Below are 25,417 nucleotides of genomic sequence, written 5' to 3' on the forward strand. Positions count from 1 at the left end.
GTGACTATTGTTGCAAAAGTGTGGCGAGCCAAATGACAAATGATCACCTTACTTATCCGACAAAGCACCGCGATCTCCTTTAAGTAAGAATTCGTTTTTTAATTAGAAAGGCCCGGAAGGAGCTGCCCTTTTATTTCGCACTGAGGATCCTTATCATATTTTTTAAGAATGGAAAGTGCCTGGGGAAGCAGCGGGATTCGCGCAGGGGAATCAGTTTTCTGTCTTTTGATCACAAGCCACTTCTCTCCGTCAATCCCGGTTATAATTTCAGACCGGCTCATTTTGTACACATCGATGTAGGCAAGTCCGGTGTAACAGCAGAAAAGGAAGATATCACGCACCTGGCTAAGCCTTTCATGATCAAATTTCTTTTTTGAAATTTTGGCTAGTTCCTCCGCGGTTAAGGCTGTTCTGTCTACTTCCCTTTTGCTCATTTTATAAGCGTGGAATGGATCTCTGGAAAGCCAGCCGTTTTTGATGCAAATGATCACGATCTTTTTAAAAGTAGCCAGATACTTAATCGCCGTATTATGGCCGATATTTCTGACGCTTTTAAGCCAGTATTCAAAATCTGTTATAAACTCGTATTTGAGTTTTAGGATGTCAAGTTCCTGGGTTTTGTATTTCCAGCGGATAAAATATCGGCTGTGATCGAGTGTTGTCTTGTAGCGCATCAGTGTTCCAGTACCGAAATCCTTATAAACAAGGTTTGCTACAACGTCATTGTGCTCCTGGTGGATATATTCATATTTAAGCAATTTGATAGTGAGGTCTCCATAACATAATAATCCTGCTAAAAATAAATTTTAACAGGATTATTTAAAGCTGCAAAAAATTTGAGATCTATTTGAAATAAAACCGTTTTTCCCGAATCGAAAGACTTTCAAATAAATCGGAATTCTACTAACCCTTTGATAGTTTATTCTTTAGTGTTTCCATGTCCTGACTTAATTTGATATCAACAACCTTGGCATATTGCTGGGTTTGCTTAATTGATTTATGTCCGAGCATTTTCGATACGCTTTCAATAGGAACATTATTTGATAGGGTAACGGTTGTGGCAAATGTATGTCTGGCAATATGATAAGTAAGTATCTTCCTTATCCCACATAAGTCAGCTATTTCCTTCAAATATGAATTCATCTTTTGATTACTTAATACCGGAAGCAGTCGATCTTCTGCTAGGCACTGCGGATGCTTTTTATACTTCTCCAATATTTTAATTGCCTGTGGAAGTAATGGAATATTAGTGGCTGTTTCAGTCTTTTGCCTATTGCTAAAAATCCAAAATGCACCATCAATACCTTTCGCTATCTGGTTTCGCGATAATTGTTTAACATCAATATAAGCCAGACCTGTGTAACAACTAAAAAGGAAAATGTCTCTCACTTGAGCAATTCTCTCAATTTCGATTTTTTTATTCTCAATTACTTTTAATTCACCAGCCGTCAGCGGCCTTCGTAAAACCTCCTTTTTCACTAATTTAAACTCCGCAAATGGATCGCTCCGAAGCCATTTTTTCTTTACACATTCCAGGACTATTTTTTTAAAATTGCCTAGATACTTTGCAGTCGTATTTTGATTACATTTTCTTATAGATTTGAACCAAAACGAGTACTCGGTAATAAAGTCATAGTCTAAATCCTTAATTGGAAGATCATCCACCTTGTACTTCCATTGAATGAAAGATCTTGTGTGACTCAAAGACGTTTCGTACCTCTTATGTGTTCCCTTGGCAAAATCTTTTCCAATAAGAGCCTCCATTTGATCATTATGATATTGGAACAAGTCTATTACCATTTTTCGATCTTCTCCTTTCCCAGTTAAAATATCCTTCATTGCCTGGGCTGTAACCTGACGATCATTATCCAAAAGTAGCCTCTTGGCCTGATATGCCTTTTCCTTATATGTATCAAGAAACGCATTTAAAGATTTAGAATCTTCTTTTTTTCCAGCAGCATTTCCCGACTCCTTCGACCATCTCAACGGATGCCACAATCTCTTCGTTGAAATTTCCTTAGAGTCCCCATCCACTGTGATTTTCAAATACACATACCGGGTTCCATCTTCATTTTCGATTTTTGGTTTTTTCAAAAAGAAAAACAATCCAAAGCTTTTTTCTAACATAACTTAATTGTTTAAGATGAACAAAATTCGAATTGCCAAGCTTAAAAATCAAGATGTAAATCCCTTTAACAGGTTATCCATAAATTAGTTACATCATTTTTTGCGCGTCTTTTCTTTAAATAAAAAGACGCTACGAATGACGCACTTTAATTTTGGGAATATTTGAATGTTTTGATGGTAAGTCCAAACAAAAAACCCTGTTTAAATGAATTAAACAGGGTTTTTTATCTTTTTAAAACGTACTCAGTGGAGACGGAGGAATTCGAACCAATCTTGTAAGTAATTAGTAATCAATTACTTACAGAGTTTATTTCCTCGAACTCTATGATTTACGCGCTGAATAATTTTCTACTTTGAAAATTACTCCCGTGGAAGCGGAGGGATTCGAACCCTCGTCCAGAACAGGGAAACCCTGCGCCTTCTACATGCTTATCCGCGATTAAATTTTCGAGCCAGACAAGGTTCACGGCGGACCCGCGTCTTGGCCTTAGGTACTTGGGTCTCGTTGGCTTTCCGTACCACTATGCCAACCAGCACTGATTTGCGACACCCCGGAGCCCAACCATCAGTGCGTAGGTTGGAGGGATGATGGCATTTGCTAGATCCTCCGGATTAAGCAGCCATGGCGTAAGTATTTTCGCCAGTTATTGTTTGAAAGGTATTATTTACGGGAGGTACCCCCAGCTCCCGACATGCTTACACACAGAATCCCAACCCGCTGTCAATTCCAGTCGCCCCCAAAAGCGGCGCAGAAAAAAACGTGTGATGAATCACCCGATTGGCTGCTGATATTAGACAAAAATCCTTTGTCAATGGTTCCGTATGAATTACAAGAAATTATATCAGCCCCTCAATATACTTTCAATTTCCAGCATAACCCTCTCGAAATCAAAACAGTTACTTCTTTAAATAATTTCCTCTCTTTTTTCAAAATTATGCAGGCTATTCAAATTTATAAATCTCCTCTGACCATTTTACCTCGCAATGACCTTTTTGACTTGTATTATTTTCCGGGATGTATTAGCTTACCTCCTAATCACATTTTATGAAAACTTATAAATTCTTCTTTTTCTTCCTGTTTCTTTTACCCTTTACTTCAATAGGGCAAAAGCAAAAAAATTTATCAGATTCTGTTCAGGTCAGGAAAATATTCGACATTGCAGAAGCTATCATAAAAGAATATGCCCCTGATAAACGGACTGCCATTTTCATGATTATGGCAGATAGTGCCGGTGATAACTATTTTGAAACAACAGAACTCAAAGCAGCTCAAAAGTTTTCGGATACGCTTATCAAGGAGGGAATCAAAATCCCGGTTCAGACGTTGCCTGCCAAAAATTTGGGAGAAAAAATCTATGCGCTCGTCAATCTTTCCGTTGTAAATATCCGGTCGAATCCAAAAAACGCTGCAGAGCTTGCCACCCAATCTTTACTTGGAACGCCCCTCGATATTTTGAAAAAGGAAGGTTATTACTATTTCGTCCGCACACCTGATGGCTATATTTCATGGCTGGATGCCGGAGCGATTTCCTTAAAATCAGCTGCTGAAATGGATAACTGGAAGCAAAAAGACAAGCTCGTTTTTATGGATGACTATGGCCATGCTTATTCCAATTCGGATCGAAAATCCCAAAGGGTATCTGATCTGGTTATGGGCGACATTCTGGTTAATGATGGCAAACAAAAAGGATTTTACAAAGTTATTTTTCCCGATGGCCGCGCCGCCTTTATCCCGCAGGAACAAATGACTGACTATAAAAACTGGATTAAAAGACCTTCACCAAACTCTGAACAGATTATCGAAATTGCCAAGACTATGATAGGAGTCCCGTATTTGTGGGGCGGTACTTCTGTGAAGGGCGTGGATTGCAGTGGATTTACCAAAACTGCATTTTTTATGAACGGGGTTATTATTCCCCGCGACGCTTCTCAGCAAGTTATGGCGGGTGAACCTGTTGCTGTATTGAAAAATGACAGATTAAATCTTCAGGAAGCATTGAAAAACTTAAAATCCGGTGATCTGATATTTTTTGCAAGCGGGAAAAATAAATCACCGGACGCCCGTGTAACGCATGTGGCCCTGTATATTGGAAACGGTGAATTTATTCATGCATCCGGAAATGTCAGAATTAGCAGTATGAAACCGGATGCTCCAAATTATGATGATTTTGAAACCCGTACGGTGGTAGCAGCACGGCGGTATCTGGGGAATGTCGGAACTACCGGCATCCAATCTGTTGCAACGCATCCTGCTTATCAAGAAAAGTGATCGTTACTTTCAAAGTTGCCAGTATCTAAACTGTCAATTTTAAAAACAGATAATCCCTCTTTCAAAATTATCGTAATTTCGCCCCGAACAATTTCAGATTTACAATGACAGTTGAAGATATAGAAGGTTTTTTCAAACAATTGCAGGATAACATTTGCGCAGGCATAGAAAATGAAGACGGCGCTGGAAAATTCGAAGAAGATCTCTGGGAGCATCATTCCGGCGGTGGCGGACGTACCAGACTAATCCAGAATGGGAATGTTATTGAAAAAGGCGGAGTGAATTTTTCCAGCGTAAAAGGTGAAGTTCATCCGCGTTTACGTCAGCAAATGCAGCTGGATGATACGGACGATTTTCACTTTACAGCTACCGGCGTATCGATTGTAATGCATCCAAAAAATCCGCTTGTACCTATCATTCACATGAATGTGCGGTATTTTGAACTGAGTGACGGGACTTGCTGGTTTGGCGGCGGTATTGATCTTACACCGCATTATGTTGTGGAAGAAGACGCAAAAATCTTCCATAACCATCTCAAAACAGCATGTGACAAACATCACCCTGATTTTTATCCAAAGTTCAAGACCTGGGCAGACGACTATTTTTTTATTCAACACAGAAACGAAACCCGTGGAATTGGAGGAGTCTTTTTTGATTATCTCAAACCGGATGAAGCAGGTTACGGAAGCAATTTATCGAAAGAAGAACTTTTTGCTTTTGTAAAAGAGGTCGGAGAAAGTTTTGCTCCTGTTTACACTTCTTTCATGAAAAAACATCGTGACGATCAGTTTACGGAACAGCAAAAACAGTGGCAATATCTTCGTCGCGGACGTTATGTCGAATTCAATCTGGTTTGGGATCGTGGAACGAAATTCGGATTGGAAACAAACGGACGAACAGAATCCATTTTGATGAGTTTGCCGCCTCAGGCGAACTGGGAATATAATTTCATTCCCGAAGCAAATTCACAAGAAGATATTACTTTGAAATGGTTAAGAAAAGGGGTTGATTGGGCGGATTGATATTCCGTTCAGTTACACAATTTGTATGTGTGAAATATGATGATAATGTTTCAACACCAGGCATTTTCATCCAAATTAATGTTCCAGGATTTTGATTTGTCATAAAACAAAAACCCATCGTCCGTTTTTAGCGGAGAGTCAATATTGTTATGATAAAGTTGGCCCGTTCCTAGCCCTTGTGGAAGCTGATTGTCAAAAGAAGCTGTAAACTGAGCAATTGCATTTAAACCGATATTGGATTCAAGTGCGGAAGTCATCCACCAGCCGATTGAAAGCCGGTTGGCAATTTCAATCCATTCTTTACAATGCTGAAAACCACCGAGAAGCGTTGGTTTCAAAATAATAAAGGGCGGCTGCGTTTTTTTCAAAAGCGCAAATTTTTTCCTGTAATCAAATATTCCGATCAACTCTTCGTCCAACGCTACCGGAATTGGCGAATTTGCACAAACTTCGGTTAACAAATCCAGCTGCCCGGCTTTTATCGGCTGCTCAATAGAATGCAGTCCAAATTCCGAAAGGCGACGCAATTTCGAGTAAACTTCCTCCGGTTTGAAGGCTCCATTGGCATCAACTCTTAACGTAATCTGATCCGCCGAAAACCGGGAACGTACCGATTCAAACACTCGACATTCCTGCTCAAAATCAATAGCGCCTACTTTCATTTTCAGCGTTGTATAACCGAGCGCCAGTTTTTCTTCAATCTGTTCTGCCATATGATCATACGATCCCATCCAGATAAGACCGTTCATCGGAATTCCTTTTTCTCCTTTTGAAAAAGCATTTTTATATTGAATCCGCTGTCCTCCATTCATAAAATCAAGCAGCGCCATTTCGATCCCGCATCTTACCGAAGGCAAATGTTCAGGAATAACCTGTTGTAAAATGATGGAAAGATTGAAGGGAAATACATCCAGATCAAGTTGATTGAAAAGTTCGCAAACCTCTGTTAACTGTTCCCTGAAATCGGGAATATCGTCAAAACTTAATCCTGGCAGCGGGCCGCATTCGCCATAACCCTCAATGCCAGGCTGTTCTATGTCCGTCACTTTCAAAAGCCAGGAAGTTTTTTGTTTCAGCACCCCGCGCGACGTACCGGCCTCCATTCGAAAATGAAGTGTATAGGGTTGAAACACAATTCTTAAAGGCATATTTTATGGTGTCAGTTTTTTTTCGGGGAACAATATTAACCAAAAAATATGTAATTATGCAGATAAGATGGCAGAACATAATTGGATAAAAATAATATTAACACCTTTTTCACGGGTATATGGTTTGATAACCTTGCTACGGAATTTCCTCTATAACGTCCATATTTTCTCCTCTCAAAAACCTCCTCAATTTACGATTTCAATCGGTAATATCACCGTGGGAGGAACAGGCAAAACACCTATGGTTGAATATCTTACAAAAAATCTGTCCTCAAAATACCAGATTGCGATTTTAAGCAGAGGTTATGGCAGAAAAACCAAAGGTTTGCTGTTTGCGGACGATACCTCCACCGCCTCAGATATCGGCGATGAGCCTTTACAATATTTTTCAAAATATGGGAAAAATATTGTTGTTGCCGTTTGTGAAAATCGCGTAAACGGTGCCTTTGCCATACATAACAAGTTTCCTGAATGTAACTTGCTCCTGCTCGACGACGCCTTTCAACACCGGGCCATTCAGCGGGATGTCAATATTTTACTGAATGATTTCAACCGTCCGTTTTATAAGGATTTACCTTTCCCGGCCGGGAGATTACGTGAGACAAGAAGCGGCGCAGAAAGAGCCGATGTTATAGTTGTCACAAAAAGTCCTGCTGATTTATATGATACTGAAAAAGAGAAAATCAGACGATCCATACAAAAATATAGTCGCCGGGAAGTTCCGGTATTTTTCGCATCAATCCGATATGCGGAGCCGGTTTCTTACAATCAGAGCCCTGTTCTGTTAAAAAATGTTATAATCGCAGCCGGTATTGCTAATCCGCTGCCCTTTACTATATATCTTCGGAGCAAGTATAACGTTGTAGAGGAAATTATTTTTCCTGACCACCACAATTACACGCCAACGGATCTGCAACATCTTATTAAGTACATAAAAAACGATACTTTTGTAGTAACTACTGAAAAGGATATGGTCAAACTTAAACCGCTTGCAGCCGAATCAGGAGTTTTAGATCATTTTACTTATTTGCCAATGGAAATGAATTTCGGAGCCGATGCCGAGCCATTTGATCACTGGATCACTAACCATACTTTGTAACCCTATCCTTAAAATCGGTGGAATTATAGAATCGTTTATGAGAATTTTATTATCTGTTGTTTTTCTTGTTTTATCCGGCTTTTTGCTTTTCCCAAATGCAGCAACCGCGCAGGTTAAACTTCCTGGTGGTATCAGTATGCCAGGCGGTGGAGGAGGTGGAGGCTCAAAAGGGGGGAAAGGCGGAGCACTTTTGGACGACAGTACAAAAACAATCTACGGGCCAAAAACCACGCTTCATTTCTACGAAAATGATATTATAAATAACCGTGATTCCGTGCGTTATCTGGTTGATACGCTTTTACCCGATTTTAACCGGTGGACTCCCGTTGACCGTTCTTATGGAAAACTGGTTGATTTGGGAAATACCGGAACTGCTACGAGAAATCTATTTTTCCAGCCACGTCAGGATATAGGTGCCCAGCTTGGTATGCGCGCCTATGATCCTTATGCGATCCAGGAAGATGAAATACAATATATTGATACACACTCTCAATATACTGACTTAACCTACCGTTCAGGTGGAAGAAAGACAACACTTGGAAAATTTGGTTATTCCCAGAATGTTAATCCCCGCTTTAATTTTGGAATGCAGGGTCAGCGCCTTACATCCAACAAACAATACGGAATTTATGGCGTCAATGCCGCAGCATTGCTTGGACAGAACTGGACTTTCCTTTTGCAGGGACATTATTTTTCCAAAGACAAAAAGTATCTTATTCTTGCTCATTACAGTCATTTGAATCAAAAAGTACGTGAACAAGGCGGAGTCATTCCAGACACCAGTTCCACCGGAGATGGAATTTATACGTATGACGGTCTGGCCAGAATAAGTGACGATGCCAATTCCTGGGAAAGGCGACACGTTTTTCACATTTACCAGCAATACAAGCTAGCAAACGGCTTTCAGGTTTTTGCTCAAACGGATTATAAAAGTACGATCAACCGATACACAGACAAGGCGGCAGAACGCGGGGTTTTATATGGTGTTTATCCGGCTTCCAGATACGACACCTCTGATATTCGCCAGGACATTTTTTACAAATTGTTTGATAATAAAATTGGTATTAAAGGGACTTTTTCCGGTTTTAATTACCGGGCTTATGTCAGGCAGCGTTTGTATGGGATGAATGTGAATGGTCAGTTGCCAAACACTACCGGTCACCTGAGTATGACCTACCGCACCGGATTTAAATTCGATAACATAGTTGGTCTTTGGCTGAGTTATTATCTGAAAGATTCAACACAACATGTAACTGCGGAGGCTGAACATTTAATTGGAAGAGATTTCAAATTAAAAGGCGAAATTGATACCAAATGGATCAAGGCTGGTTATCAAAGTATTTTCACCTCTCCTGACCTGATTGCCCAAAATTATATAGGTAATAATTTTGACTGGCAGAATAATTTCAAACTGACAGGAACAAACACTATTTACGGATCTCTTCCGCTAAAAACCAGAAATATCCAGCTGACACCAGAGGTACAATATAATCTGGTCAATAATTATGTCTACTACGATACGGCTTCAATTCCCCGTCAGCTAGGCAGTGTTTTCAATTTATTAAAACTGGGAACGACGGCCAATATTCATATGAACCGGTGGAATCTTTCCGGAATGGCATATTACACGATCAATTCAAACGAGGACATTATCAGGATACCTAAATATTTTGCCAGCGGACAGATAACTTTTGACTTTACGTACGCGAAAGTTTTATTTGTTCAGGTTGGGTTTTCGGCTATGTACCGTTCTTCATACTTTGCAGATGCATACATGCCTATTACACAGCAGTTTCATTTACAAGATTCCTTTGAAGTGAAGCAATATGTAGTAGCTGATTTATTTGCCAATATCCGGATTAAACGCATTCGCCTTGCATTTAAAATGGCTCACGTCAATCAGGGAATCGGCGGACCGAAGGGTTATTATCAAACGCCCGGATATCTTGGTATGCGACGCGCATTTTCTTTTGGGATAAACTGGCCGATGTTTGATTAAACAGGCTTTCGGCAATCGGCTTTCACACTTCGGGATTTTCCTGCACTTTGGCAGAGTATATTTTTTCTTTTATAACTGAACGCTCACTTCATTAAAAGTCGTTATTTAAAATTAACTCAAAATTTCAAGTGTCCAAGCCTACTGCTGATAGCCGACCGCCAAATTATGCCTTCATTTCTCAACAAAGTTGCCAGTCACATTTTAGAACAAAACGGTACTTTACTGGACCGGATCACGGTTGTTGTACCTACAAGGCGCGCAGCTTTTTTTGTCATGCAGGAGTTGGCCAATGAAACAACAAAGGCGGTGATGAGCCCGAAAGTGGAAGCTGTTGACGATTTTGTTGAAAGTATCTGTACCCTGGAAATTGAGGATCCCGTTCACTTGTTTTTTGAATTATACGAAACTTTCAAAACCATAGATCCGGATGTTCAGTTTGACAGGTTTATGGGTTGGGCATCGGTTTTATTAAGTGATCTTGATAAAATTGATCAGTATCTGGTGAATACAAATTATCTGTTTGACTACTTATCCGAAGCCAAAGCGCTTACCCGCTGGCAGGAAAACTTACCTGATGGAAAAACTTTAAAAAACAGCAGCGGAAGCAAACAATACTTTTCTCTTTTTGAAAATATAAAAACGGTTTACAGTACTTTTCGCGCGCGACTTTTAAAAAACGGGAAAGCGTATCGTGGCATGGCTTACCGTCAGCTGGCCGAAGATGTCGACAATCTTTTGCTGCAACGCACGGATTATGACAAGATCTATTTCGCCGGATTTAATGCATTTACGGAATCCGAAAAAAGGGTTGTAACAGCCCTGGTAAAAGCCGGCAGAGCAGAGGTGTTATGGGACACGGACGAATATTACATGTCGGAAAACACAGGCGTGGAAGCCGGAAAAAGTCTGCGTGAATACCAGAAACTGAAAATATTTGGAGACTGGAACTGGACAGAAGATAATCTGTTGTCAACAAAAAAGGCTATTACCGTTTACGGCGTTCCGAATGCAACCCTTCAGACAAAAGTAGCCGGCCAGCTTTATGCGGCTATGAAAAAGGGCGACAATCCGTCTGTGCCGATACCTACCGCCATTGTGCTTGCGGATGAAAATCTTTTGCTTCCGATGTTATATTCGTTGGATGAAGGCGTTACAGATCTCAATATTACCATGGGTTTGTCGCTGCGTAATTCAATGCTTTATACGCTTATCGACAGCGTTTTTGAGTTGCAGCAAAACGTTGTGGAATTCAGGAATAAAAGCGGGCGAAATATTCGTATTCCTAAATTCAACCACAAATCCATTAACAAAGTACTGAATCACCCTTTCATCCGGCATTACGAACACGCGGTTTTACGACCATTGCTGACAGAGAAAACAAATACCATCATTCAGGAAACGCTATGGCAGATTACGGATGGAAACAGGGTTTATTTAAGTTCGGATGAACTGATGGAATTGGGACAGGGTAATGCTTTGTTCAAAATCCTTTTCACCCATTGGCCAAAAAATAATTCAAAGTTAGTTATCCAGACATTTTATGGTCTGATCGATATTCTTCGGGAGGTTTATAAAGAATACAAAAACGCACTGGAAACGGAGTATTTGTATCTTTTCTATACATTATTAAAACAATTCGAACAAACACTGGAAGACCGGCCGGAAGTGATTACACTGAAAACGCTGCGTTCTTTTATGTTTGAACTGATCCGTCAGACAAGAATTCCATTTAGCGGCGAGCCTATAAGTTCCCTGCAAATTCTTGGTATGCTGGAAACCCGTGCGCTGGATTTTGAAAGAATTATTATTCTTTCCGTTAACGAAGGCATACTTCCGCAAGCCAAACGCCAGAATTCACTTATTCCTTTTGATGCCGCACAAACCGTTGGTTTGCCTACGCACCAGCATCAGGAAGCTGTGATGTCTTATCATTTTTACAGATTATTGCAGCGCGCCTCAGAAATCCATATGCTTTATACAAGCACCAATGATGCGCCAGGCGGAGGAGAAAAAAGTCGTTTCATACAGCAAGTGGAGTTTGAACTGGCTCAGTATAATCCTGATATCATGATTGAAAACAAAACAGTTTCCTTTCAAACCGTTGCAAGTGAAAACCTTAACGAAGATGTTCCGAAAGATGCTGCGATGCTTCTTGCAATCCGAAATTATCTTTCTGGCAAAGGCCTCTATCCTACCCATTTAAATGAGCTGATCCGCTGTTCCATGCAGTTTTATCTCAAACATATTGTTGGCGTTCAGGAAGCTGAGGATGTGGAAGAAGAGCTTGGCATGGACAAAATCGGGACATGGCTTCATGCCAGTCTGGAAAACCTGGATCAGGCATTTTTTCTGGAAGGGAAAGATCCTTCGAACGATCAGATTAAATTGGTTTTGAGAGAAGAATTTGACCGGTTATTCAAAGGTTATATCACAGATCTTGGATTGAACAAAATCTATTACGAAGTTGGTGAACAGCAGATTCTTACCTTTCTAAATCATCAGATAAAACAAACGCCAAGAAAGAAAATACTGGCAGCGGAACAACCGTTACGCACTGAACTTAATCTGGTTCTGCAAAATGAAAATACGCTGGTTCGTATTGGGGGCAAAATTGACCGGATTGAGCTCGATGAAAATGAGCGCACGCTTTATGTGATGGACTACAAAACCGGCAGTGTAGAACTTACCGGAAAACAAAAAGTGGCTGATCCGTTACGAAAAGAGGAAATTATCCTGGCCGATCCTGACCGGAAGGCTGGCTACGTGCGCCAACTCTGGATGTATGAATACCTGATGTATCGCAAAATGCAGGATGAAAAAGGACTGAATATCGGTGGCAAAATATATGAGTTTGGCCAATATCTGATAAAATCCGGATTTTATTCCTTCCGTGACCCTACTAACCTGATTGCTAATCCGCTGGAGTTGACAGAAGGTTTGGATGCTATTCATTTTATCCAGAAATCGGAGCGGATTCTGACTGAAATATTGAACAATCTTCTTGACCCGGCAATTCCTTTCAAAAAAACGGAAGATTTAAATGTTTGTACTTATTGTGATTTTGTAGGTATCTGCGGAAGATAAAACGTTTCAGGATTTAACTGGTTCCGGCTCGTTGTCAAGTAGATATCGTCTGCGAATGTCGTTAATAAGAAATTTTTTCTGAGCTGTAAAACTATCAGGATGCATGGTCTGGAAAATGCTTTCCCATTCCAGAAACCGCGTCTGATCCGCCTTTTTAAAAGCGGCACTATCAATTTTTTTTACTTTCAGATATTCTTCAAATTCCATTTACGATCTCCCGGATATATTATTTATGAGGCAAGTTCAGAATTTAAAGATACAGAAAATTGATCTGAAACCGGTTTAGCAATTGAATTTTTCTTAGTATCGGATTGACTTTAATTTTTGCCTCCCTCGCTCCTTCTCATAGGCATGGCGTCAATTTTTCCAAATAAATCCTGACGAGAAACGAAATTTCCAGACCGATATTTTTCACCTCCATCGCGCCCTATCAAGATAAAAGTATAAGGATCCGATTCTTTAATTTTCCATTTTTTGAACTGATCCGCATTTTCAGCAGATTGTTTAAAAAACAAAAACTTGATATCCGGTTCCTTCATTCCCACTTCATTTTTATCAAATTCAGACAACTGCTTTTGAAGAAGAACTTTACTATCCTCTTTGTAAAAAAGTAATACTTGTCTGGGCTGAACAGTAGTCATGAATAGGAAAATTAGTTGGAAGAGGAGTAGCATGGCTGGGATTAGGTTTTTCTTTTGAAATAGAAAATATCATTCCAACGATATTCATTTCAATGTCAATTACTTCTCAGCACGTCGCCGAGAAAAGCCCTGTATCTTTTCAATCTATTTATAACTGCCTCTTTGTCAATAATAGAATCACTTGGCCCAAGCCAAGTCTCACTTTCGATAACAGCAACCGTCATTGCATTACCAATTCCCAGAGATTTTGGTTTTTGAATTTCATTTATTTTCAGAATTTCTGCTTTATCAAAAATTATCTTACCTAACGCATTTCGAAGAAATTTCAACTTGGTTCTGTCCTTTTCGCTATCGTCTGTATTAATTTTAAAGCAAAGCCTACCCTGTTCAATTTGTAAGTAAACCGAATGGCCATTCCATCTGTCGTTAATAGCAGGTATAAAATAGGCGTTCCAAAAACCTGATCCATCTCGACGATTCACAAAGCTCCAATTTAAATCTGAAAATTGAGTTTCTAAAAATTCATAAAATCCAATCCAATAATCTTCAGTCCAGGAATAAATTATTGAGCTATTGAAAGCTTTATATCCGTCGTCCAATCTAATTAATCTCGATTTGAAGTCAAGAAATATATTGTTTGAAATATTTTCATGTCTTTTAAAAATATTGATAAAATCCTTTCTTATAAAACTTTTAAAGTTAGAAAGTCCAGAGTTCATCTCAATAATGGACTCACTTCCTGTTTTAAGATATATATAAATTGACTTAAACTTTGTTTCTAGTGCATGCAACTCTCCATGTTCTTCATATTTTACTAATTGTTTCCCATGCTGTTTTGAGAAAATCTTATCTTCAATAATAATAAAGTAGCTATTTTCAGTGGTAGAAACCTCAGCCCAAATATCAATGTTATCCTTCTGCCTTCCAGCTTTAACTTTCTCAATTGAAGAAATTGAATCCTGACTTTGCTTTGCAATAAGTTGTTTAACAAAATCCTGTCCGCAAGCGCAAAGTAACGGGTCGTATTTTTTATTTTCAGGATCTGCCCATTTAAGAAGCCAAACTATAAAAGCATCCTGGTGTAATTCCTTCGTAGCAATGTCAAAAATATTAGGTATCATATTTAAGGAGAGTTAGTATCAAACACATAAACGATATGTAGCCAAGTTCTCCTTATCCCAAGGAAAATTTGTTTTACATTAAATCAATAAACAGATTTTATAACCACAAAAAAAGCCCGGCAGAAATTCCACCAGGCTCCAAATTTATCTTCAATAAACTACTATTTTTTCTTAAATTCAAGATAAGCTTCTTCCTTAACACCAGTCGACGAAGTTGTGTAATCAAGTGTAATATTAAGCTGAGCTTTTCCAGCTGCGTTTGTAACTTTTGTGGCTACTCCCTGAAGACGTTGCCTTAATGCATTTTGAGTTGTTTGCTGAACATCTACCACCTCATCAATGGTAAAGCTATCTTCCGCAGTCGCTTTCACATTTACCAAAGGAAAAATCTGAACTGCTGTTATTACGGTTCCGGATACTGCCACTTTTATACTTTTTGTATAATTAATCGCTAAGATATTTTTTTCTGTTGTAGTAATGTCCCAATCCTGAACTGTTGTTGTAATCCCATCCACGGTTGTTGTATTATAACTTCCAACAAATCCAGGAGCAAAATCCGGATCAACAGCAGCATCCTTGTCCTTATCCTTACAGGAAACCAGAAATACGATCAGACATAAAACAAGTAATTTTCTCATGCTCAAAATTTAGTATAGTTTATGATGCAAATGTAAATACACAGTTATAACATTCCACATATAACGGTAATATTATCAAATATGCATAAGCATTAAAATAATTTTATTATTCCAAATTCAAATATTATCATTAAAAGGGTAATTTGCCCAAATCCACATTTCCACCTGAAATGATGATTCCCACCTTTTTACCCTTAAAAATTTCCGGGTTTTTAAATACTGCTGCCAACACAACCGCGCCGGAAGGCTCTACAACAATCTTCATCCGCTCCCACATCAATTGCATCGCTGCAATAATCTCCTCATCAGAAACGGTAAAAATATCTTTCACATATTTCCGGATAATTTCCAGCGTCTTATCTCCCAAAGGGGTTAGTAAACCATCTGCGATCGTTTTTACAAAAGGTGCTTTTTCTATTTTTCCACTTTTAAACGAAAGAATTGCGTCGGCTGCTCCTTCCGGTTCTCCGGCAAAAACTTCTGTACCCGGAGAAAAATAATGTGCAGACAAAGATGTCCCGCTTAGCAAACCGCCGCCGCCAACGGGCGCGATGATTGCATCAAGTTTAAAATCCAAATCTTCAATAAGTTCTTTGGAAGAAGTTGCCTGGCCGGCTATTACCTCGTAATTGTTGAAAGGATGAATGAAAGTCGCTCCGGTATTTTCGACAATTTTATCCACCGCTCCCTGACGTTCCTCCGGCGTATTCTTACAAAAAGTAACTTCTGCACCGTAACCCTTTACCGCATTTATCTTAACCGAAGGCGAATTTTCAGGCATAACGATATATGCTTTCGCCCCAACCTTCGCCGCTGCAAAAGCTATGGCCTGTGCATGATTTCCGGATGAATGCGTAGTAACGCCATTTTTCAATTGTTCTGAAGAAAGTGACAAAATAGCATTAAGTCCACCACGTGCCTTAAAAGCGCCGATTTTTTGAAAGTTTTCACATTTAAAATAAAGCTCCGCTCCTGATAGCTGATTGAGAAATTGTGATGTCAGAATAGGTGTTCTGTGAATATATGGCGTAATGAGTGTGTGAGCCTTTTCGATTACTTCTTTTCCCGGAATACTTTCGCTCATAATATGGTTAATGTTACGTTTTTTCTTTTATTTTTACAATTATCAATAAAGCTCAAATCAGAATTTGAAACAATACTTATTCTGATTTGTACCCGACAAGTAACTCTTAGCGAATATTTACGGACACAGGCCTTAAAAGTACCAAAATTATGATTCAAACCCGATTAATACCGCGTACTTCCTCTGCATACGATTCTCCATTGCTGATAAAAACTTTGCTTGCCCAAACTTTAAAATACAATCCGCAAAGGGAAATTATATACCGGAACATTTTCCGAATGAATTATTTTGAATTTAACTGTCGTGTCCGCCGACTTGCTAACCTGTTTTCAAATCTTGGTATTAAACCCGGCGATATGATTGGTGTGATGGACTGGGATTCGCACCGGTATCTTGAATGCTTTTTCGCAGTCCCGGCTTACGGAGCTATTCTGCACACGATTAATGTCCGGCTTTCTCCCGCCCAGATTTTATATACGATCAATCATGCCGAGGATAAAATCATTCTTGTGCACGAAGATTTTGCGCCCATACTTGAAGCAATCAAAGATAAAATCACAGCCGATACCAAATTTATCATCCTCAGCGATAAAGTTTATGAGGATAAGAATGCTGAAATTATAAAAACCGGTTTTCCAAGTGAAGGCGAATATGAAAATCTGCTTTCCCGCCAAAGTGAATTGTATGAATTTCCTGATTTTGACGAAAATACCTGGGCTACCACATTTTATACCACAGGTACAACCGGCGAACCCAAAGGTGTTTATTTCTCGCATCGACAATTGTTCATGCACACGATGGGATTAATTTCCTATTTCTGCGGGTACCGCGCACTTCCCTTTTCTGATCAGGATGTGTATATGCCGCTGACACCACTTTTTCATGTTCATGCCTGGGGATTTCCGTTCGTGGCTACTATGTTGAACAACAAACAGGTTTATCCCGGCCGTTATGAACCGGATATGCTGGCGAAATTACTTTCAGAACATCAGGTTACGCTTTCACACTGTGTGCCGACAATCCTGAATATGGTTATTAATTGTGAAACTGCGAAGGTGACGGATCTTTCAAAATGGAAAGTTTTAATCGGAGGTTCTGCGCTTACAACCGGTTTGGCAAAAGCAGCAAGAACCATGGGAATAACCGTCTCAGCTGGTTATGGAATGTCCGAAACCGCTCCAGTATTATCCGTAGCGCACCTGAATGACGCGCAGCAAAACCTTTCCGAAGAAGAAGAATTGAGTTACCGGATCAAAGCCGGAAGAATTACGCCATTTGTTGAATTACGGATTATCGATGACGCAGGTAACTTCCTTCCGCATGACGGAAAATCCGTAGGCGAAATTGTGGGCCGGGGTCCATGGATGACACAGGGTTATTTCAAAGATCCTGAAAACTCAGAGAAACTTTGGGGTAACGGTTGGTTACATACGGGCGATGTCGGGTCCATTGATGAGGAATATTATCTGACAATTTCTGACCGGGTAAAGGATGTTATTAAAACAGGCGGCGAGTGGGTTTCTTCACTTGATATTGAAAATTTATTGTCGCAGATTGAAGGTGTAGGAGAAGTTGCCGTAGTAGGTTTGCCGGATGTGCGCTGGGGAGAAAGACCGCAGGCTCTTATCGTGCTGAAACCTGCTTTCCTAAATATTCTGACGCCCGAAATGATCAAAAATAAAATGCAAAAGGATGTAGAATCCGGAAAGATCAAAAAATGGTACGTCCCCGACAAGATTATTTTTGTAACCGAAATCCCTAAAACAAGCGTTGGGAAAATTGATAAGAAAAAGATAAGGAAAGAATTAAGTGAATAAAACAAAGAAAACCTAAGAAAAATCAATACCAGGATTTTGTCGAAATTAACCTGTTTCCGACAAAATCCTGATTATAATAATTGACCACTAAATGACTATTCCCTGACAATTAAATGACCACTTTTTGCCAATAACTGACAACCAAATGAACGCCTCCTGACAAAACCTGACTCAAATTCAGGCCACAACTCATTCCACAACCGCCTGATAAACAAGAACTTTAAATTTATCCTGCATTTCTCCCCAAACGGAGCTTGGATATTTCTGCGTCATAAGTAAAGCCACGATTTTATCTTTTGGATCTGCCCAATATGTAGTACCAAAGATTCCTCCCCAGTCAAAAGCTCCTACTGAAACCGGGATTCGGGCCGCTTCTTTTTCTGTTGCGATAGAAAATCCAAGACCGAATTTATTTTTACCAACGTTCAAATCACCGATCTGGTTTTGTGTCATTAAATGTACAGTAGCAGGACTTAAAATTCGTTTCCCGTTGTATTGACCTCCATTTACAAAACTTTGCAGAAAGATAGCGTAGTCATAAGCCGTAGAAGTTAGACCCGCTCCTCCTGCATAAAACGTCCCGTTTTCATTTGGATAATCGTTATTAAAACCAGGTTTGTTTTCCGCCTTGATCGTTTTCCCTTCCTTGTCCTGCGTGTACAATTTTGCCAAACGGTTTTTCTTATTTTCCGGTAAATAAAAATACGTGTCTTTCATGCCCAAAGGCTCAAAAATCCGTTCTTTGAAAAAGTCATTCAACGATTTTCCCGACAATATTTCTACCAGATAACCAAGCACATCTGAATTCAGTCCATACGTCCAGCGCTCACCGGGTTCATGCACAAGCGGCATTTTACCAAGTTTAGTAATTACTTCTGAGAGTTTGTAATTGGGTGTTCCAATGCCGCTTGGGATATCATTTTTTGCATAAATGGCAACTGCTTCCTTTGAGCCGATACTTGGATAACTAATTCCTGATGTGTGCGTTAACAACTGACGAATTGTAATTTCATTTTTCGCCGGTTTGGTGGTATAACTGGAATCCTTTTCATTGAATTTGTCAATAATCTGAGGATTTTTAAACGAAGAAATATATTTTGAAACCGGGTCGTCCAGTAAAAATTTCCCCTCTTCAAATAAAATCATGGCTGCTGTACTCGTAATCGCTTTTGTCTGGGAAGCAATCCGGAAAATGGCGTCCTTTTTTAGTGGTGCTTTGGTATCCCAGTCATCGGACCCAAATCCTTTGTAATAAACGATTTTTCCATTCTTAACGATAATCGCAACAGAACCCGCAACCTGTTGTTTATCAACATATTCCTGCAAAACTTTATCAATTCTTTTAAGTCTCTCGCTGCTTATACCCACACTTTCCGCCGTCGCTTCGGCAAGTTGCTGGGCCAGAACCAGTTGGGCAGAAATCAGAAAAAGGAAAACAGTGGTTTTCCAATGGGTAACAGAAAAAATCCGGAGCATAGAAGTTAAAATCTTTTGGTGAACTGGATAGCAAAATAGCACAAATTATTCATAGTTAAGACAAAAAAGAAGCCCGTCAGAATCTGACGGGCTATAAATCTTTTAAAATTTGAATTTGATTATTTACCTGCGTTTGGCGTGTACAGGTTAAAGAATTGATCCAATTTAGGCGTTATGATAATTTCAGTACGACGGTTCAAGCTGCGGTTTGAAGGAGAATCGTTTGCCACCTTAGGAAGATATTCTCCACGGCCGCCAGCGATCAAACGAACCGGTTCAACACCATATTTCTTTTGAAGTGTACGAGCAACAGAAGTTGCACGCAAAACGCTCAAATCCCAGTTATCAGAGAATTTGTCAGTTGCGATAGGCACATTATCCGTGTGACCTTCAATAAGGATTTCAATTTCCTTGTAATCGTTAAGAATCTTGGCAACTTTGGCAAGTACTGTTTCAGCTTGGGTGTTGATCTGAGCACTTCCCGATTTGAAAAGCATTTTGTCAGAAAGTGATACATAAACCACTCCTTTTTTCACTTCGATCTGAACATCTTCATCGCTAACATCCTGCAATGACCGTTTCAGGTTCAAAACAAGCGCCATGTTAAGTGAATCTTTACGCTGGATGCTTGAATTCAAATCGCGGATCTGGCCACCCTGAACATTCATCATTTCCAAAGATTTTTTGATACTTTCAGAACCTTCTTTGCTGATTACAGAAAGATCCGACATACGGTCAAGAAGACTGTTGTTGTTCTTTTTCAGGAAATCAACCTGATCCTGCAATTCTTTCAATTTACTATTTTTAGCAGTAAGATCGTCGTTTTTAAGTTTCAAATCATTGTTCAAACTTGCAGTTCTGCTATCGCAATCGTTAAGATCAGCTCTTGCTTTATCCAATTGAATCTGAATTTCATTTGCCTTATTTTGAACGGCAAGCATTTTTTTCTTACTGGCGCAAGAGCCCAGTACAAACAGCATAGCAACAGCTAAAAGCGTTTTTTTCATAATTATCAAGGGTTATACTAAAATTTAAAATTTGTTAAGTTCAACATAGTTTAAAGAAGTGAGTAAAGAAACCATGCCACAGATCGTTTGGAACTTTTCTCGTACATAGATTACTTTGGATTTTCAAAAAAGACCATTTGTAACATAAAAAAAGCATTATCTCTTATTGCGAAGAGATAATGCTGAGTATTTCAGTCCTTTACCTGTCCTTTCAGACCGCAAAGGTATAAAAACAAAAAATTAATCCATGCGTAATAATTATTTTTTATTCCGGTAATTAAGAAACGTTAACAAAATCGTTAGTAAGACATCGACCAGTATGGATTCCGATGTGCTTTGACACTGTCTTTGATATGAGTTGCGACCAGCGTATTATATTGAGCTTCGGTCACTTTTTTTCCTTTAAGTTTTTTAGGAACATTTAAGTCTTCTGTTATGGCTTTCATTTCAATCTTCTTTGCAGTAATGACAAGGTCCCCGTCATTAATGTCAAGTTCCAGGATCAAGCCTGGCAAACCGCCATATAATTCGGGCCCGATTGATACCGGGAGATTGTCCGCAAACCAGGCTGTAATCTGCTGACCTTTAATCGTATCCTCGGTTACAGCCATCATACACATATAGCCGTTAATTTCCTTTATCTTGTTCATAACCTTCCACTTAGGAGCTCTTGTCGAATCTTCAACAATAAAAACCTTCCCAAGCATTTCGATAATATCCGTACGTTTTTCATTTTCAAGGTCACGGTATACCTTGTATTCCCGCTCGTTCCATGAATAACCTCCTTCATTTTCCTGTTTTTTGTAATAAGAATAATAACTTTTCTGTTCGTTGAAGAAAAGCTTCATTTCTTGTTTTTGCTCGTCATCATTTCCCCAGGTCATTTTCATTCTGTCCTTTTCCTCAGTACTCAGATAGCTCGCGCGGGAATATATTTTTGTCCAGTGATATACTTTCTCATACGTAATTTCACCTTCCATTTTTTGGGCTTTGGAGGTAAAAGAAATTGTAGAGATTAGTAGAAGTAAGATTGTAATCAGTCTCATAAAATCAGTTTTGGGGCTATGGCTTGATAAAACTCAGCGTCATCCACCAAATCGGCAGATGACGCAAAAATGTTTTTTTAGAATCCGTTACTACGTTTTACCGATGCTGACATTCCCCGCATATTGTAGGTAAAACTCAGCATATAATATCGCGATAATGTCCTGACTCTGGTTTCCGAATAATAATTTGATGTTGCGTTTTGTGTTATTCCAAGATTCCTCTTGAACACATCATTAGCAGTAAAACGAATTTCTCCTCTTTTGTTTTTCAGCACGATTCTGGCAACGGAAAGATTTAGTATCGGCTGTTTCTGGCTAAAACCAAACTGGTTGTTTGCATAAGTATTGAAGTTCAACTTGGCATTAAAATAAATTTCCTTTGGCAGTTTGATGTTCATATCTCCACTATAATTTGCACTAAGTACTTTTTGATTCTGACTGGTATTGATGGAATAACTGGTATTTGCAATGTTCCAGTAGGCGTTGGTATAAAATGTAAAAATGTCGCTTGGAGTAAAATCAAGACGGGTACCAAAATTATAAGAGTCCGTTTTTGTCTTGTTGATCACATTGTTTATATAAATAGGGTTTTGGCTCAAATTAAATCCTGTGTTCAGGCCCATGGTCAATTTTGTCTTAATGAGCGGATATGAAACACCAATACTGGAACCATAATTAAAACCACCGGTCACATTCATCGGTTTGGTCGTTGTAACCAGATTGGCATCAATCGTTTTATTGTAAACAATCTGATCTACATAATAATTGTACTGCGCATTCACAAACAGATAGGTAAAACTTGCAGGATTGAAAAACTGATAACCACCGTAAATGTTGTGTCTCAACTCCGGAGTCAGGTTTGGATTGCCGACAACAATATTCAAAGGATTACTATTGTCGACCACCGGTTGCAAATCCTTGATGGAAGGCTCCTGAATACCTTGCATATATTCCATATACAAATACCGGTTTCTTTTCAAATCATAATTCAGCGAGACACTCGGTACCACTTTGAAATATGTCCGGTTCACTTTGGTAATGTCAACAGAAGTTTGATCCTGAGCAAACTTCCCTTTCAGATCAAACTGCTGTGCGGCCCCACCAATAGATATATTCAGACCATTATTAGAATATCTCACACTAGTTCCGATCCGGTTGTAGTTGATTTCATTTGTATAATACCTTGTTAAGAGCTGGTTCGGTTCCAGTCCGCTGTCTTTAACATCGAATACATTTCTGTCCACTTTGTCTTTCCTCAGACTGAAATTGTAAAACGTTTCCCAGGAAAATTTCTTAGCAAACGGCTCTATATAAGACAAACTTCCTTTCAGCTGATTCCGGTCGCTCTTCGTTTTGTTTTGCTGACGAATTGTACTGTTTTGCGTCGGGTCAAGAAAAAATTCATTCATCGAATTCTGGTTCGAACTTCCATCCGAATTATTGATATTGTAACCAATACTTGCAGCAAAATTCCTTCCTTTTTTCTTAAACTTATGACGATACAAAAGCAGATTCGACATCGCAAACGAATTATACAAACTACTATTGTTTATCGTTGAGCGGTTTGACAAAGTATCCCCACTCCGGTAATATTGCTGAAAACTATCATAATCACTATCGCCATTATTAATCCTGGAATTACTGATCAAAACAATGGTATTCAATGAATCCAGTACTTTTTCAATCCGCAGACTTGGTCTGTGATTTCCACTGAAAGCACTTGTTTTGTTGACATCCGTAGATTTGTAGGTTGTATTATTTAAAAAGTTATCTCTGCTCGACATCACATTTGTCAACGCATCCGTTGAGTTATAGAAATAACTCGCACTTACTTTTGTCTTTTTTGTATCAAAATTATAGTTTCCGCCACCTGCCCAGTTTTTTGTAAATCCCTGAGAATTATTGCCGCCCCAATTGGGCTGAATTGTGATCGACTCTCCATCCGAACTAAAACGGTTTCCGCCACCAAACCCAAAATCACCATCATCTCCCCAGTTGAACGACTGGCTGCCTTTAAAATCCTGATAATCATTTCGGGCAATTCCGGATTGATTGGTATTATTTCCAAAACCCAAAACCGAAAACTGCTGCTTATCATCAAAACGGTTATAACTGACTTTTCCTTCCAGCCTGGAATCTGAACCAACTCCCGCGATGGCTTTTCCAAAACCACCTTTTTTATGACTGTCTTTTAGTTCAAGGTTGACAGTTTTTTCTCTTTTCCCGTCATCCACACCGGTAGCTTTTGCCTGCTCGGTTTTGCCATTAAATACCTGGACTTTGTTAATCGCTTCCGCCGGAAGGTTTTTAGTCGCCATTTTTGGGTCATCGCCAAAAAACCGCTTACCATCTACTGTTACACGTTTGACCGTTTCGCCCTGCGCCTTGATATTTCCGTCGGCATCAACCTGCATCCCCGGAAGCTTGCGAAGCAGATCTTCAACTGTTGCCCCAGGCGGTACTTTAAATGCTCTGGGATCATATTCAACGGTATCTCCACGAATACTCAGCGGAGCCCTGGCCGTTTTGATAACGACCTCGTACAGATCCTGATTCAGAAACTTCATCCCCAGCTTGCCAAGATTAGTAACCTCGCCATCGTTAGGGATAACCTGGTGTTGATAAGGAAGATAGCCAACGTAAGAAATTTTCAGAAGGTAAGAAATCCTTTTCAGGTTCTTAAATTCAAATGAACCGTCTTTGGCAGCTCTTCCAAAATTTATAAGAGAAGAATCTTTTGGCAACAGCAGCATCACGGTGGCTTCGGGCAATCCGTTGCCGGACGTATCCGTGACAATACCTTTCATCGAGAAGCGTCCTGTACTTTGCGCAAACGTGGCGTAAGTAATAAGACTGCAACATAGCAGCAGTAAGATTTTTTTCAAGGCTAAGTAGTTTTATTTAATGTGAGTATGTAAAGGAAAGCTATATAAAAATTGGGTTGCACAATATTATAAAATCAAGATATATTTTACAACTAAAAGATTAGTTTTTAACAAAATTTGTTACCGATATTTTACTATTTAACCTTTATTAAGAATTAAGGTTATTTTAAATAAACCAAATCGAAAAATCGGTTACATAAAAATTATTAAAATAATAATTCCTTAATTTGCAGACTTTTTCTGCCTGGGCCAAATTTTTTGTTTTTAAGAGTTCTTAAGAATGGCTGGTTAGAAAATGTGTAAGTGTGGTTTTACATTATCATTCAAAAGACGCGTTCCGTTTACAATTAATAATAAATGAAAAGTATAGGTTTGCTTTCTGACACACATGGATATCTGGATCCTCGCATTCTGGATTATTTTTCCAATTGCGATGAAATATGGCATGCAGGAGATATTGGATCGGTGGAAATTATTGACCAGCTGGAAGCCTTTAAACCTGTCAGGATTGTTTATGGCAATATTGATAATAAAGCCATTCAAGTGCGTTGTCAGGAAAATTTACATTTTGAACTGGAAGGATTCCGCATCTGGATGACACATATCGGCGGAGCGCCGCCGCGGTATAACCCAACCGTTCTGCCAACTTTAAGAGCTGAAACACCGGATATTTTTATCTGCGGACATTCGCATATCCTCCGGGTTATCCGGGATAAAGAATTAAAAAATATGCTTTACATCAATCCCGGGGCAGCAGGAAGAGAAGGTTTTCACAAGATCAGAACGTTGCTTCGTTTCAATCTTCACGAAGGTTTGATAAGCCAGATGGAGGTAATCGAGCTAGGGAAACGGGGCGCTATTGAAGGTTAATTTTTTATTATATTGATAAAAAAAGAGAAGCCAACAGAAACACACTGTTGACTTCTCAAATAAAATCCTGAAAATCAGGAAAAT

19 protein-coding genes and 1 other RNA gene are annotated in these 25,417 nt (G+C 39.3%); 7 read left to right on the top strand and 13 right to left on the bottom strand.

The genetic code is table 11. The annotated features are described in order from the left end of the window. Positions 1-98 precede the first annotated feature (98 nt). The 3 genes from FDK13_RS13600 to ssrA form a co-directional block, all read right to left on the bottom strand. A complete protein-coding gene (locus tag FDK13_RS13600; protein WP_137340554.1) occupies positions 99-758 on the bottom strand; it encodes a site-specific integrase in 660 nt (219 codons plus the stop codon). 145 nt (positions 759-903) lie between these two features. Then, positions 904-2,127 (bottom strand): site-specific integrase, encoded by a 1,224-nt coding sequence (locus FDK13_RS13605; RefSeq protein ID WP_137340555.1) that lies wholly within the window; start codon positions 2,125-2,127, stop codon positions 904-906. 366 nt (positions 2,128-2,493) lie between these two features. Continuing rightward, positions 2,494-2,866: a transfer-messenger RNA gene (gene ssrA, locus FDK13_RS13610) on the bottom strand. Between the two features lie 306 nt (positions 2,867-3,172). On the opposite strand from ssrA, the gene FDK13_RS13615 reads away from it, so the two are divergent. Beyond that, positions 3,173-4,396 (top strand): C40 family peptidase, encoded by a 1,224-nt coding sequence (locus tag FDK13_RS13615; RefSeq protein WP_137340556.1) that lies wholly within the window; start codon positions 3,173-3,175, stop codon positions 4,394-4,396. Positions 4,397-4,500: 104 nt separating this feature from the next. After that, a complete protein-coding gene (gene hemF, locus FDK13_RS13620; protein WP_137340557.1) occupies positions 4,501-5,418 on the top strand; it encodes an oxygen-dependent coproporphyrinogen oxidase in 918 nt (305 codons plus the stop codon). 50 nt (positions 5,419-5,468) lie between these two features. Here the strand turns inward: hemF and FDK13_RS13625 are convergent, their stop codons facing one another. Beyond that, the gene (locus tag FDK13_RS13625; protein WP_137340558.1) at positions 5,469-6,566 is read right to left on the bottom strand and encodes an o-succinylbenzoate synthase; all 1,098 of its coding nucleotides are present in this window, start codon (positions 6,564-6,566) and stop codon (positions 5,469-5,471) included. 67 nt (positions 6,567-6,633) lie between these two features. On the opposite strand from FDK13_RS13625, the gene lpxK reads away from it, so the two are divergent. The 3 genes from lpxK to FDK13_RS13640 all read left to right on the top strand — a co-directional run bounded on the left by lpxK (position 6,634) and on the right by FDK13_RS13640 (position 12,748). Next, positions 6,634-7,665 carry a tetraacyldisaccharide 4'-kinase gene (lpxK, locus tag FDK13_RS13630; RefSeq protein ID WP_137340559.1) on the top strand — a complete coding sequence of 344 codons (1,032 nt, stop codon included), beginning with the start codon at positions 6,634-6,636 and terminating at the stop codon, positions 7,663-7,665. A gap of 37 nt (positions 7,666-7,702) precedes the next feature. Continuing rightward, entirely contained in the window at positions 7,703-9,664 is a 1,962-nt protein-coding gene (locus FDK13_RS13635) for a putative porin (RefSeq protein ID WP_137340560.1), read from the top strand. A 165-nt stretch (positions 9,665-9,829) separates the two neighbouring features. After that, a complete protein-coding gene (locus tag FDK13_RS13640) occupies positions 9,830-12,748 on the top strand; it encodes a PD-(D/E)XK nuclease family protein (protein WP_137340561.1) in 2,919 nt (972 codons plus the stop codon). A gap of 6 nt (positions 12,749-12,754) precedes the next feature. Here FDK13_RS13640 and FDK13_RS13645 read toward each other — a convergent pair whose 3' ends face one another. From FDK13_RS13645 to FDK13_RS13665, 5 genes are all read right to left on the bottom strand, one after another. After that, positions 12,755-12,955 carry a hypothetical protein gene (locus FDK13_RS13645; protein WP_137340562.1) on the bottom strand — a complete coding sequence of 67 codons (201 nt, stop codon included), beginning with the start codon at positions 12,953-12,955 and terminating at the stop codon, positions 12,755-12,757. A 110-nt stretch (positions 12,956-13,065) separates the two neighbouring features. Further along, positions 13,066-13,389, bottom strand: a complete 324-nt coding sequence (locus tag FDK13_RS13650; RefSeq protein ID WP_170982797.1) for a DUF4174 domain-containing protein — start codon at positions 13,387-13,389, stop codon at positions 13,066-13,068. 95 nt (positions 13,390-13,484) lie between these two features. Beyond that, positions 13,485-14,510 (bottom strand): PD-(D/E)XK nuclease family protein, encoded by a 1,026-nt coding sequence (locus FDK13_RS13655; RefSeq protein ID WP_137340564.1) that lies wholly within the window; start codon positions 14,508-14,510, stop codon positions 13,485-13,487. A gap of 161 nt (positions 14,511-14,671) precedes the next feature. After that, the gene (locus tag FDK13_RS13660) at positions 14,672-15,148 is read right to left on the bottom strand and encodes a hypothetical protein (RefSeq protein WP_229216036.1); all 477 of its coding nucleotides are present in this window, start codon (positions 15,146-15,148) and stop codon (positions 14,672-14,674) included. Positions 15,149-15,278: 130 nt separating this feature from the next. After that, positions 15,279-16,232, bottom strand: a complete 954-nt coding sequence (locus tag FDK13_RS13665; RefSeq protein ID WP_137340565.1) for a threonine ammonia-lyase — start codon at positions 16,230-16,232, stop codon at positions 15,279-15,281. A gap of 149 nt (positions 16,233-16,381) precedes the next feature. Here FDK13_RS13665 and FDK13_RS13670 point away from each other — a divergent pair, with 149 nt between their 5' ends. Beyond that, positions 16,382-18,049, top strand: coding sequence for a fatty acid--CoA ligase (locus tag FDK13_RS13670; RefSeq protein WP_137340566.1), 1,668 nt, complete (start codon positions 16,382-16,384; stop codon positions 18,047-18,049). 189 nt (positions 18,050-18,238) lie between these two features. Here FDK13_RS13670 and FDK13_RS13675 read toward each other — a convergent pair whose 3' ends face one another. The 4 genes from FDK13_RS13675 to FDK13_RS13690 form a co-directional block, all read right to left on the bottom strand. Then, positions 18,239-19,525: a serine hydrolase domain-containing protein gene (locus FDK13_RS13675; RefSeq protein WP_137340567.1), complete on the bottom strand. Its 1,287-nt coding sequence runs from the start codon at positions 19,523-19,525 to the stop codon at positions 18,239-18,241. 119 nt (positions 19,526-19,644) lie between these two features. Beyond that, positions 19,645-20,532 (bottom strand): OmpA family protein, encoded by an 888-nt coding sequence (locus FDK13_RS13680; RefSeq protein WP_137340568.1) that lies wholly within the window; start codon positions 20,530-20,532, stop codon positions 19,645-19,647. 299 nt (positions 20,533-20,831) lie between these two features. Further along, positions 20,832-21,578 (bottom strand): GLPGLI family protein, encoded by a 747-nt coding sequence (locus FDK13_RS13685; RefSeq protein ID WP_137340569.1) that lies wholly within the window; start codon positions 21,576-21,578, stop codon positions 20,832-20,834. A 77-nt stretch (positions 21,579-21,655) separates the two neighbouring features. Beyond that, a complete protein-coding gene (locus tag FDK13_RS13690) occupies positions 21,656-24,463 on the bottom strand; it encodes a TonB-dependent receptor domain-containing protein (protein WP_310588077.1) in 2,808 nt (935 codons plus the stop codon). A 357-nt stretch (positions 24,464-24,820) separates the two neighbouring features. On the opposite strand from FDK13_RS13690, the gene FDK13_RS13695 reads away from it, so the two are divergent. Continuing rightward, positions 24,821-25,333 (top strand): metallophosphoesterase family protein, encoded by a 513-nt coding sequence (locus tag FDK13_RS13695; protein ID WP_137340570.1) that lies wholly within the window; start codon positions 24,821-24,823, stop codon positions 25,331-25,333. Positions 25,334-25,417: the final 84 nt, after the last annotated feature.

Source organism: Dyadobacter frigoris (genome assembly GCF_005280585.1).
GTDB lineage: Bacteria > Bacteroidota > Bacteroidia > Cytophagales > Spirosomataceae > Dyadobacter > Dyadobacter frigoris.